Below are 12,198 nucleotides of genomic sequence, written 5' to 3' on the forward strand. Positions count from 1 at the left end.
CCGCTGCTCACGCCGGCTACGGGAACTGCGGGTCCAGTCGATGTATAACGACCACGCCCAGAATCAAAAACGCCGGTCGGCCACTCGGCCGGTCGTATCGAAGTGTTCTGGCGCGGCACCGACGGGGGGCTGTGGCGAGCCTGAAGTTACGACAGTTCCGAGTGGCACGGCCAGCACCACAGGCCCGCACCACATGAACGTGGTCAGGACTCGGCGGCGGCCAGCGAGCGAGGACCCGGGCGCATCCGGCGCGCCGCGGCCACAAGTGCGGCCGCCCGGTCGGCGCGCGGGGGTGCCTCGATGGCGCCGGCCAGGGTGAGTGCCTCGGTGGCCGCCTCGGCCGCCGCGGTCGGCTGGCCGGCGGTCAGACGAGCCGCAGCGAGTGCCAGCAGGGCGTCGATCTCCAGGACCCGGTAGCCGGCCGCGCGGGCCGCCTCCAGTGCGGCCGCCGCGTTCTGCTGGGCGGCGGCCACCGAGCCCGCCGCCGCCTCCGCCGCGGCCAGGCCGGCCTGCGCCCGGATGTGCAGGTGGGCGGCGCCGATGTCGCGGGCGGTGTCGTAGGCGTAGCGCAGATGGCGGACGGCCGCCGACGCGTCGCCGGCTGCCAGCAGAGCCTCGCCCAGGCTGGCCGAGGCGCCCGCCTGGTAGGTGCGGTCCTTCACCGTGCCGGCCAGGTCCAGGGTTCGGCGGGCCAGGTGGATGCCCTCCTCGGCGTTCCCTGTCCACACGTGCCACTGGCCGCGCTCGTCGAGGGCGGCCAGCTCGCCGTACTTGGAACCGTTCTTCGTCCAGTGCTCCTCGGCCGCCTCCAGGTGTTGCCGGGCTGCGTCGAACAGGCCCTGGTCACGCAGCACGATGCTGATGTTGGTGCGGTTCACCGCCTCGCCGTTGGGGTGGCCGCGGCGGCCGTTCAGGTCCATGGCGTCGGCCAGGTAGGCGATCGCCTCGTCCAGGGCACCCTGCTCCCAGCACATCATGCCGAGGTCGTTGAGCGTCACCGCGCGCACCGCGTCGAGACCGAGGCGCTCGCAGACCTCCAGCGAGCGCAGGTAGTGGTCGCGGGCCGCGGCCGTCTCGCCCAGCGCGACCTCGACCAGGCCGAGGTTGTGCAGCTGGTAGCCGACGCCGGGCAGCCAGCCGGACTGTTCGGCACGTTGCAGGCCCAACCGGTAGTGGGTGCGGGCCTCGCGCAGGTCGCCGATCGACCACAGGGCCTGGGCCAGGGTCTGGTGCATGGCCGCCTCGGCCATCGCGTTGCCGGCCGCCTGCGCCGCGGCCAGCCCGGCCTCGGCGGTGGCCAGCCACGGCGGCGCGGTCCGCTGGTTGAAGAAGTAGCCGCGCAGCAGGTCGGCCAGTTCCCAGGCCAGCTCGCCGGGACCGTGCTCGGCCGCGTGTTCGACCGCCGCGACCAGGTTGGGCATCTCCAGCGCCAGCCACCGTTTCGCGTCGTCGGCGGTGACCGGCGCGGCCGGCAGCGGACGGCGCTGCGGCAACCGCACCACCGTGGGGCCGAGCGCCTCGACACCGGCGGCGGCCCGGTCCTGGTACCACTCCAGCAGCCGCCGGACGGCCGCGGTGCGCACCGTCGCCGGCTCGTCGGCGACCGCCTGCTGGTGGGCGAACAGCCGGATCAGGTCGTGGAACCGGAACCGGTCCGGACCGGCCTGTTCCAGCAGGTTGGCATCGAGCAACTCGCCGACCTGCCGCTCGGCGGTGGCCGGGTCGGTGTCCAGGACCGCGGCCGCCGCCTCCGGCCCGAAGTCGGCGCCCGGTGCGAGCGCCAGCAGCCGGAACGCGCGGGCCAGCGGCGCGGCCAGGTCGGCGAGGCTGAGCTGGAAGGTGGCCCGCACGTCGAGGTCGCCGATGCTGAGCTCGTCGAGCCGGCGGCGCTGGTCGCCGAGGCGGTCGAGGAACGCGCGCAGGTCCCAGCCGGGCCGGCCGGCCAGCCGGGCACCGGCGATCCGGATTGCCAGCGGCAACCGGCCGCACGCCGCCACCAGCGCCTCGGCGGCCAAGGGATCGGCGGCGACCCGCTCCGGGCCGGCCACCGCGGCCAGCAGGTCGAGCGCGTCGGCGGCCGGCAGCAGGTCGAGGTCGAGCAGCCGGGCGCCCTCGAGGTGCGGCAGCCGCCGGCGGCTGGTGACCAACGTGGCGCAGCGGCCGGGGCCGGGCAGCAGCGGCCGCACCTGTCCGGCGTCGCGAGCGTTGTCGAGCACGATGAGCACCCGCCGCTCGGCGAGCGCGCTGCGGTAGAGCCCGGCCAGCTCGGCCTCGTCGTCGCGCGGGTCGGGGTCGAGCCCGAGCGCGCGGAGCAGCCGGCCGAGCGCCTCGGCGGGGCGCAGCGGGCGGTTGCCGGCGCCGAGCAGGTCGACGTGCAACTGGCCGTCGGGGAAGTCGGCACGCAGCCGGTCGGCCAGCGTGCGGACCAGTGCGGTCTTGCCCACCCCGGCAACACCGGCGATGGCGTGCACCACGCCGGCGACCGTGGCCGCGAGCACGTCGCGCAGTTCGGTCTCGCGGCCGGTGAAGTCGCCCGGCGCGGCCGGCACCTGAAACGGGGTAGGCCGATTGTCCACCGGCGAGATAACAGCGGCGGTTCCGCCGCGCAGCACCCGCAACCGGGCGTCGGCCAGACCCGGGCCAGGGTCGATGCCCAGCTGCTCGGCCAACCGGCGGCGCACCGCGTCGTAGGCGTCCAGCGCGTCGGCCTGCCGCCCGGTCGCGGCCAGCGCCAGCATCAGCCTGCCGGCGACCGCCTCGTGCAGCGGGTGCCGGTCGGCGAGGATGCGCAGGGCCCGCAGCGCCGCCTCGTGGGCCAGATCGGGGTGGGCCAGATCGGCGTGGGCCAGGTCGGCCCGCAACAGGGCCGCCGCGATCCACTCCTCGATCAGCGCCACCGCGGCCGGGTGCTCGCGCAGGCCCTCCACGTCGGACACCGGGTCGTCGCGCCAGCCGGCCAGCGCCCGGTCGAGCAGTTCACCGGCCGCGGCCGGGCGGTCGGCGGCCTGCTCGCGGGCCTCGGCGGTGAGCTGCCGGAACCGCACCACGTCGAGCTGGTCGGGCCCCACCACCAGCCGGTAGCCGCCGGGGGCGAGGTTGACCACGCCGGCGGCGGCCCGCGGCGGCCGGTGCGGTTCGAGCACGCGGCGCAGCCGGGAAACGTACGTCTGCACGAGGTTGACCGCGGAATCGGGGACCTCGCCGGGCCAGAGCAGCTCGATCAGTTCGGCACGGGCGACCGGGGTGCCGGGGGTGAGCGCGAGCCGGCCGAGCAGGGTGCGCGGGCCGGGGCCGCCGAGGTCGAGTTCGCCGGCTCCGAGATGGCCTGTTCTCAGGTGGACGGTGAGCGGGCCGAGCGCGCGGATCTCGCGGGTGCCGGCGGCCGCGGGCGGCACGATCCGGTGCACGGACGCCCGGCGGGCCGCGGCGCGCAGCAGCGCCACCTCGGCCGGACCGAGGCGCAGCGCACCGGCCAGCGCGTCAATCGAGTCGGGCCGGGGCTGCCGGGTGCGGCACTGCTCCAGGTCGCGGATCGCGGCCGCACTGAGCCCGGCGCGGGTGGCCAGGTCCTGCTGGGTCAGCCCGGCCGCGCGGCGGAATTCGCGCAGCAGCCGGGCGAGCTCCCGGCCTGCCGTGGCACCGTCCGTCATCGTTCAACGGTAGGCATGACGCACCACCGTCCGTCCGTCGTGGATCAGACAAACGGAAGAATCGGACTCAGGCCGATGCCGGTTCGGTCAGCGGCAGCCGCACCTTGAACTGCGTGTCACCCGGCCGGGACTCCAGATGGATGTCGCCGCCGTGCCCGTTCACCACGATCCGGTAGGAGATGTCGAGGCCCAGGCCGGTGCCCTCGCCGACCGGCTTGGTGGTGAAGAAGGGCTCGAAAACCCGCTTTTTAAGATCATCCGGTACGCCCGGGCCGGTGTCGCCGATCGACACGATCACGTGCTCGTCGTCCCGGTGCGTCCGGACGGTCAGCGTGCCGGCGCCGTTCATGGCCTGCACCGCGTTGTCGATCAGGTTGGTCCACACCTGGTTGAGCTCGGCCGGGTGGGCCGGGATCTGCGGCAGGGTCCGGTCGTAGTCCTTGACAACCGTGACGCCGTTGCCGATCTTGTGGTTGAGCATCACCAGCGTCGAGTCGAGGCCGCCGTGCACGTCGATCCACTGGTGCGCGGCCCGGTCCATCTGCGAGTACTGCTTGGCCGCCGACACCAGCGACGACACCCGGCCGGTGGCGTCCTCGATGTCGCTCATCAGCTGCTCGGTCTCCAGCGCGTACCCGATCCAGTGGATGGCCTGGTCGAGCAGCTCGGGCGAGCCGACCCGCTGCTCGATCTCGTCGAGGCAGTCCACGTCGATGCCGGCCTGGGCGAACACCGGCGCGATGTCCCAGCCGCCGGTGACCCGGTGCTCGTCCATCCAGTCGCCCAGCTCGTCCTCGCGGTCGGCTGCCTGCATGGCGGTCAGTACCGGCGCCTTGGCAGCCCGCTCGATGACGTCCTCCTGCAGTTCGACCAGCGCGGTGAGCCGGTCCGGCGGCACCTTGCCGGCGGCCAGCATGGCCAGCTTGTGCCGCATGCCGGCGACCCGCTGGCGGAGCGCGCCGGTGGCCCGGGAGGCGGCCGCGGCCGGGTTGTTCAGCTCGTGCATGAGGCCGGCCGACAGCGCGCCGAGCGCCGCCAGCCGCTGCCGCTCGCTGATCGCGGCCGCCGAGCTGCGCATCCCCAGGGCCAGGCCCTCGAGCAGGTGGATCGCCATCGGGAACCACTCGCGCATCATGTGCCCGAAGTCGGCCGACGACATCACGAAGAAGTCGGAGTCGTCGAGCGCCCGCATGGTGGCGGCGTACCTGCGCGGGATGCCGTCGTCGCGCAGGTAGGCCTGGGTGGCGCCCATGTAGACCCCGCGCTGCTCGGTGCGCACGGTCTGCACCTCGTCCTGGCCGACCTTGCGGGTCAGCGAGATGGTGCCGCTGAGCAGCACGAAGAACTGCTCGGCCGGGTCGCCCTCGCGGATCACCACGGTGCCGGCGGGCAGGTGCACGGTGCGGCCGTGCGCGGCGATCCAGGCCAGCTGGTCGTCGGTCAGCTTCTCGAAGAGGAACAACGTCCGCAGGTCGAGGTCGGACATGGCTACGGGGTCGGACATGATTACTGGGCCTCCAGGTAACGATGGACCAGCGTGACGGCCATCGCGCCCTCGCCGACCGCCGAGGCCACCCGCTTGACCGAGTTGGCCCGGACGTCGCCGGCGGCGAAGATGCCGGGAACACTGCACTCCAGGTAGAACGGATCGCGGTCCCGATCCCATCCCTTCGGCCGGGCCCCGCCGGCGAGCAGGTCGGGTCCGGTGTAGACGAAGCCCCGCTCGTCGCGGGCCACGGTCTCGCCCAGCCAGTCGGTGCGCGGCTCGGCGCCGATGAAGATGAACAGCGCCCCGCACTCGACGGTGGCCTCGCTGGCGCCCTTGTTCTCACAGATGGTGATCGCCTCGAGGTGCCCGTTGCCGTGCGCGCCGATCACCTCGCAGCCGGTGCGGACCTCGATGTTCGGGGTCCGGCCGAGCTGCTGGATCAGGTAGTACGACATGGACGACTCGAGCGAGTCGCCGCGGACCAGCAGGCTGACCCGGCGGGCGTACCGGGAGAAGAACAGCGCCGCCTGGCCGGCCGAGTTGGCACCGCCGACGATGTAGACGTCGCTGCCGGCGCAGGCCGGCCCCTCGGTGGCCGCCGAGCCGTAGTAGACGCCCGAGCCGGTCAGCGCGGCCACCCCGTCGGCGGCCAGCGGCCGGTACGCGACCCCGGTGGCCAGCACGATCGAGTGCGCCGACACCGCGCCGCCGTCGGCGAAGGTGAGCGTGCGCGCCGAGCCGTCCAACCGCAGCCCGGTGACCTCGCGGGTGGTGAGCACCTCGGCCGAGAACTTGCCGGCCTGCCGGCGGGCCCGGTCGGTCAGTTGCGCGCCGGAGATCCCGTCCGGGAATCCCAGGTAGTTCTCGATCCGGGAACTCTGCCCGGCCTGTCCGCCCACTGCTCGTCGTTCCACCAAAAGGGTTTTGAGCCCTTCCGACGCGCCGTAGACCGCGGCGCCCAGCCCGGCCGGACCGCCACCCACGATGATCAGGTCGTAGAAGTCGCGGCCCGGCGCGGTGGACAGCCCGGCCGCCTCGGCCACCTCGGTGGTGCTGGGCTGCGGCAGGGCCCGGCCGTCGGCGGTCACCACCAGCGGGATCGATTCGGGACCGACCCCGGCGGCGTCCAGCAGGCGGCGGCCCTCCGGCTCGTCGGCGGCCAGCCAGCGGTACGGCACCAGGTTGCGGGCCAGGAAGTCGCGGAGCTGGTAGGACGGCTCGCTCCACCGGTGCCCGACCACCCGGATGTCCTCGACCTCGCGGTCGCCGGTGGCCTGCCAGGCGTCGAGCAGCGCGTCCAGCACCGGATAGAGCTTCTCCTCCGGCGGGTCCCACGGCTTGAGCAGATAGTGGTCGACGTCGACCAGGTTGATCGCCTGAATCGCGGCGTCGGTGTCCGCGTACGCGGTGAGCAGGGCCCGGCGCGCGTTCGGGAACAGGTCCATCGCCTGCTCGAGGAACTCGATGCCGTTCATCTGGGGCATCCGGTAGTCGGCCAGCATCACCGCCATCCGGCCGCCGCGCAGCTTGAGCTCGCGCAGCGCCTCGAGCGCCTCGGCGGCCGAGGACGCCCGCAGGATCCGGTAGTGCTCGCCGTACCGCCGGCGCAGGTCACGGGCGATCGCCCGGGAAACCGAGGGGTCGTCGTCGACGGTCAGGATGGCGGGATTGCCCATGTGTCACAACCCATCTGGTAACGGGCCATCTGGCAACAGATCGGAGTATTCGGGGTGGCGGTCCAGGTAGCCGCGGACGAAGGGGCAGGTGGCGGTCACCGGGGTGGCCCGGTTGCGGGCGTCGGCGAGCGCGGCGGCGGCGAGCCGGCCGGCCAGGCCGCGCCCGGAGAAGGACTGCTCGACCTCGGTGTGCATCAACTCGATCCGGTCGCCGTGCCGGCGGTAGTGCAGCACCCCGGCCACCTCGCCGCCCAGCAGGATCTCGTAGCGCTGCTGCTCGAAGCTGTCGACCACCACGGCGCCGGCCGGGTCGGCCACGCCCACCTGGGCGCTGCCCTCGACCCGCAGTTTGCGCCGGGCCCGCTCGTAGAACGAGGTGCGGCCGAGCCGGATCACCTGGGCCGCGGACGGCACCGGCGTGATCGCCAGCCGGTCGCCGGCCTCGGCGTAGCCCTCGATGATGCCGTCCACCTCGATGGCCAGCCGGCCGCTGGTGGGCAGCAGGTCGAGGTCGAGCCGCTCGCCGAGGGCCAGCACCAGGGACCGGTTGAACGAGGAGTGCGCGGCGGAGGCGCTGACGATGAGGCCCTCGACGTTCGGCGAGACGATCGGGCCGCCGGCCGCGAACGAGTACGCCGTGGAGCCGGTCGGGGTGGCCACGATGACGGCGTCGGCCGCGTAGTTCACGAAGTTTTTACCTTCGACCGTGATGCCGACCGCGGCCATCCCGTCGCCCGGCACCCGGGCGAGGGCCACGTCGTTGAACGCGGACACCGGCTGGCCGCCGGGCAGGGTGGTGCGGACCGCGGTGCGCGGCTCGACGGTGAACCGGTGCTCGTCGATCGCGGACAGCGCCTCGGCCAGGTCGGGCAGGTCGACCTCGGCGAGGAAGCCGAGCCGGCCCACGTTGACCCCGAGCACCGGCGTCTTGCGGCCCTCGACCAGCCGCATGGTGCGCAGCATGGTGCCGTCGCCACCCAGGCTGACCAGCAGTCCGGCGCGCTCGATCATCTCCTCGGTGCCGACCGCCTCGGCCGTGCAGTCGATCCGGTCGATCTCGTCGTGCAGGCCCAGCACGGTGACGTCGCGGCGGGCCGCCCAGGCCACGATGGCCTCGATCGCCGCGCCGCAGTCGCGCCGGGGGTGCAGCACCAGCCCGACGACCTTGACCATGCCCATGACTCAGCCTTGCACGGCGCACCCGGCGGCGGCGAGGGCGGGCGACCGGGCACACAGTGTTCATTCGGGCAAGTTTGTTAAACGTTTCTTGACAGCGTTGTCACGCCATCGACAAACTCCGATCAAGAGAGCGCTCTCCTTCCCCACCGACCGGAAGGACTCCCCCGATGCGCCGATCCCGGCTCCTCGCCATCTCGGCCGCGGTACTCACCGCGGTCACCCTCAACCCCCATCCGGCCGCCGCGGCGCCGGGCGACGACTTCGACCTGTCGCCCGGGATGCTGTCCGCGCTGCGCCGCGACCTCCAGCTCGACGACCGGCAGATCGCCGCCCGGCTGCGGACCGAGGCGGCCGCGCCGGCGGTGGAGCGGCACCTGAGGACCAGGCTCGGCTCCGCCTTCGCGGGGGCCTGGATCCCGGCGGGCGGGCAACGACTGACAGTCGCGGTCACCGACCAGTCAAAAGCGGCTGCCGTACGCGCGGCCGGCGCGAACCCGGTGCTCGTCTCGCGCAGCGCCGCCGACCTGACGGCCGCGCGCACCAGATTGGACCGCAACGCGACCCGGGCCGCCGCGGCCTCGGTCCGCGGCTGGTACGTCGACGAGCCCGGCAACCGGGTGGTGGTGCTCGCCGAGCCCGGCGCCGAACCGGCCGCCCGCGCGTTCGCCGAGGCCAGCGGCGCCGGCCCGGTCACCGTGCGGGCCGAGGCCGAGCAGCCCCGCCCCTACTACGACATCCGCGGCGGCGACCAGTACGTGATCAACGGCCGGACCCTCTGCTCGGTCGGCTTCGCGGTGGCCGGCGGCTTCGTCAGCGCCGGGCACTGCGGCGGCACCGGCAGCCCCACGCTCGGCTACAACAACGTCAGCCAGGGCACGTTCGCCGGCTCCTCGTTCCCGGGCAACGACTACGCCTGGGTCCGCACCAACGCCAACTGGACCCCGCAACCGTGGGTCAACAACTACAGCGGCGGCAACGTCGTGGTGGCCGGCTCGGCGGAGGCCGCCATCGGCAGTTCGATCTGCCGGTCCGGGCGCACCACCGGCTGGCGCTGCGGCACCCTGCTGGGCCGCAACGAGACCATCGTCTACAGCCAGGGCGCGGTCTCCGGGCTGTCCCGCAGCAACGCGTGCGCCGAGCCGGGCGACTCCGGCGGGGCCTGGATCTCGGGCAACCAGGCGCAGGGCGTCACCTCCGGCGGCAACGGGACCTGCTCGGCACCCGGCACCATGTGGTTCCAGCCGGTCAACGAGATCCTCGGCGTCTACGGCCTGTCGCTGACCACCAGCGGCGGCGGCGGTTCCGGCGCGCTGGTCAGCAACTGGAACGGCCGGTGCATCGACGTGCCCAACGGCAACTTCGCGGACGGCGTACCCCTGCAGATGTGGGGTTGCAACGGATCCGCGGCGCAGCGCTGGACCTTCGTGAACGGCACCCTGCAGACCTCGAACAACAAGTGCATGGACGTGGCCTGGGGCTCGACCGCGAACGGCGCGGTGATCCAGATCGTGAACTGCAGCGGCAACCCGGCCCAGCAGTTCGTCCTGTCGGCGGCCGGCGATCTGGTCAACCCGCAGGCCAACAAGTGCATCGACATCCGGGACTGGAACACCAACGACGGCGCCGCCCTCCAGCTGTGGGACTGCGCCGGCACCGCCAACCAGAAGTGGCGCCGCGGCTGACCGTCACGCTCCGCACCCACGCCGGGCCGTCCTGTCGATCAGGGCGGCCCGGCACTTTATATTTCCGTGATATTTCTTGACGGGGTCGGGAAGCATAGACAGACTCCGATAAAAGGTGCTTTCCGCCAGTGCGCCGATCCCCATCCCCCAACGGAAGCCCCACGATGTTCACCACTCGACTTCTTGCCATTACCGCCGTCGCCGCCGCGGCCGTCACGGTCGTCACGCTGAGTGCTCTGCCCAGCGGCGCGGAACCCGTCCCCGAGGTTCCGGACGGCATGATCGCGGCCATGAAGCGCGATCTGAATCTCGACGACGACCAGATCGCCACCCGGCTGCGGACCGAGGCCACTGCCGCCGCCACCGGGCAGCGTCTGCGCGCCCGGCTCGGCTCCGCCTTCGCCGGCGCCTGGATCCCCACGGGTGCTGCGAAACTCACGGTCGCGGTCACCACCGACTCCGCGGCTGAGGCGGTACGCGCCGAGGGCGCCACCCCGGCCGTCGTGCCCCGCAGCGGTGCCGACCTGGCCGCCTCGCGCGCCAAACTCGATCGGAACGCGTCCCGCGCGGCCGGTGCCGACGTGCACGGCTGGTATGTGGACGTGCCCGGCAACCGCGTGGTGGTCCTGGCCGAGCCCGGCGCCGTGGCGGATGCCGAGGCCTTCGCCGCGGCTGCCGACGCCGGCCCGGTGACCGTGCTGCCGTCGGCCGGACGGCCCCGCCCGCTGGCCGACATCCGCGGCGGCGACCAGTACGCCACCAGCGGCAACCTGCTCTGCTCGGTCGGCTTCGCGGTGACCGGCGGCTTCGTCACGGCCGGGCACTGCGGCGACCCGGGCATCACCACGGTCGGCGCCGACAACCTGAGCCAGGGCACGTTCCAGGGCTCCTCGTTCCCGGCCGACGACTACGGCTGGGTCAGCACCAACCCCGGCTGGGTGTCGCAGCCCTGGGTCAACGACTACGCCGGCGGCAACGTGCTGGTGCGCGGGTCCACCGAGGCGGCGATCGGCAGCGCGGTGTGCCGCTCCGGCCGCACCACCGGCTGGCACTGCGGCACGCTGCTCGGCGTCGACGAGACGATCGTGTACTCGGACGGCGCCGTCTCGGGCCTGTCCCGCAGCGACGCCTGCGCCGAGCCGGGCGACTCCGGCGGCTCGTGGCTCGCCGGCGACCAGGCCCAGGGCGTGACCTCGGGCGGCACCGGCAACTGCACGGACGGCGGGATCATGTGGTTCCAGCCGGTCAACGAGATCCTCGAGGTCTACGGCCTGACGCTGACCGTCAGCCCGTGAGGGCACCGGCGCATCGCCGGGCTGCTCCAAGGATCAAGGAAGTCCCGACGACTTCTGGAGGCAGCCCGACGGTGCGCCGCAAACGAACGCCTTCCTGACCGTCGTCGCCGTGGTGGCGGCCGCGGCGACGACCTGGATCGCCCTGCCCCCACCTCGGCCGCGCCAGGCCGACATCATCATGACCCCCGTTCTGACCTTTCCCGGGCGGCTTTACGGGGAGGCCCACATCGCCACCGTTCGATACAGTCACCGCCAGTTTCACGAACGGGGACCCCAAGCGATGACGAACGAACCGGTGCCGCAGCCGCCCGACCAGCAGCCGCACCAGCACCAGCAGCCGCACCAGCACCAGCAGCCGCCCCAGTACCAGCAGCCGCCCCAGCACCCGCCGGCGCCCTATGGGCCGCCGGGCCCACCGCCCTACCCCTCGGCCTACCCGCCGCCGCAGCCGCCCCCGCCGGACTGGGCCGCCCAGCCCAAGCGCTCCCGCCTGCCGTGGATCATCGCGCTCGCCGTGGTGCTGCCGGTCGTGCTGGCCGGCGCCTTCTGCGCCTGGGGCCTGGTGCGGATCGACCAGATGCAGGCCGAACGCGCCCGGGCCGTGCCGGCGGACCGGGTCGTACCGCCCCTGTTCCGCGACGAGACGGCCGAGCCCGCGCCCACCGAGGCCGAGGAGTCGGCCGAGCCGGAGCCGGCCGGGCCGCGGGCCAGCACCTACCCGGTCCGCGAGCACGACGACCTGAGCCGGGTCTGCGAGGGCTGGTACTACCCGCAGTCGCCGAAGTTCGCCGGCAAGGCGCCGCACCAGATCTCGGTCGGCCAGATCACCACCGTGGTCGCCAAGAACCGGTACGTGAAGAGTTCGGTGAGCGTGCCCGACCTGCGCGAGTCGACCTGGCGGGCCTGGATGCCGACCGACCCGGCCAAGACCCAGCTGATCGGCTGCGTCGACCTGGAGCGCACCGGCAGCAAGCTCAAGACGTGCAAGTTCGACGACCCGGAACCGGACACTGTGCCGATGAAGCAGGGTTTCTACCACGTACGGCTCTTTGAGGTCGCGACCGGCAAAAAGCTGGTCGACAAAAAGGTGACCGGCGAAAACGAACGCTGCCCGTCGATGGTTTTCATGATCGGCGACGACGCTCTCTACAGCGAGGTCGACGACCGCCAGCTGTACGAACTGTTCCGCACGTACGTGATGAAGAAACAGTGACCACAATTACCAAT

Annotated in this window: 7 protein-coding genes; 3 read left to right on the forward strand and 4 right to left on the reverse strand. The window is 72.9% G+C overall.

Annotated elements, in window-relative coordinates; genetic code table 11:
• Positions 1-203 precede the first annotated feature (203 nt).
• The 4 genes from Ari01nite_RS02985 to Ari01nite_RS03000 all read right to left on the reverse strand — a co-directional run bounded on the left by Ari01nite_RS02985 (position 204) and on the right by Ari01nite_RS03000 (position 7,994).
• Positions 204-3,650 carry a BTAD domain-containing putative transcriptional regulator gene (locus tag Ari01nite_RS02985; protein ID WP_203778972.1) on the reverse strand — a complete coding sequence of 1,149 codons (3,447 nt, stop codon included), beginning with the start codon at positions 3,648-3,650 and terminating at the stop codon, positions 204-206.
• Positions 3,651-3,717: 67 nt separating this feature from the next.
• Complete coding sequence (locus Ari01nite_RS02990) at positions 3,718-5,154, reverse strand: ATP-binding protein (RefSeq protein WP_203778973.1); 1,437 nt, start codon at positions 5,152-5,154, stop codon at positions 3,718-3,720.
• 2 nt (positions 5,155-5,156) lie between these two features.
• Entirely contained in the window at positions 5,157-6,815 is a 1,659-nt protein-coding gene (locus Ari01nite_RS02995) for an NAD(P)/FAD-dependent oxidoreductase (RefSeq protein ID WP_203778974.1), read from the reverse strand.
• Between the two features lie 3 nt (positions 6,816-6,818).
• Positions 6,819-7,994, reverse strand: a complete 1,176-nt coding sequence (locus Ari01nite_RS03000) for an NAD(+)/NADH kinase (RefSeq protein WP_203778975.1) — start codon at positions 7,992-7,994, stop codon at positions 6,819-6,821.
• Positions 7,995-8,161: 167 nt separating this feature from the next.
• On the opposite strand from Ari01nite_RS03000, the gene Ari01nite_RS03005 reads away from it, so the two are divergent.
• From Ari01nite_RS03005 to Ari01nite_RS03015, 3 genes are all read left to right on the forward strand, one after another.
• Entirely contained in the window at positions 8,162-9,676 is a 1,515-nt protein-coding gene (locus Ari01nite_RS03005) for a ricin-type beta-trefoil lectin domain protein (protein ID WP_239162429.1), read from the forward strand.
• A gap of 164 nt (positions 9,677-9,840) precedes the next feature.
• Positions 9,841-10,971, forward strand: a complete 1,131-nt coding sequence (locus tag Ari01nite_RS03010) for a S1 family peptidase (protein WP_239162430.1) — start codon at positions 9,841-9,843, stop codon at positions 10,969-10,971.
• Positions 10,972-11,251: 280 nt separating this feature from the next.
• On the forward strand, positions 11,252-12,184 hold the full coding sequence (locus Ari01nite_RS03015) for a hypothetical protein (protein WP_203778976.1): 933 nt from the start codon (positions 11,252-11,254) through the stop codon (positions 12,182-12,184).
• The last annotated feature ends 14 nt before the right edge of the window (positions 12,185-12,198 follow it).

It is taken from the genome of Paractinoplanes rishiriensis (genome assembly GCF_016862375.1).
Classification (GTDB): domain Bacteria; phylum Actinomycetota; class Actinomycetes; order Mycobacteriales; family Micromonosporaceae; genus Actinoplanes; species Actinoplanes rishiriensis.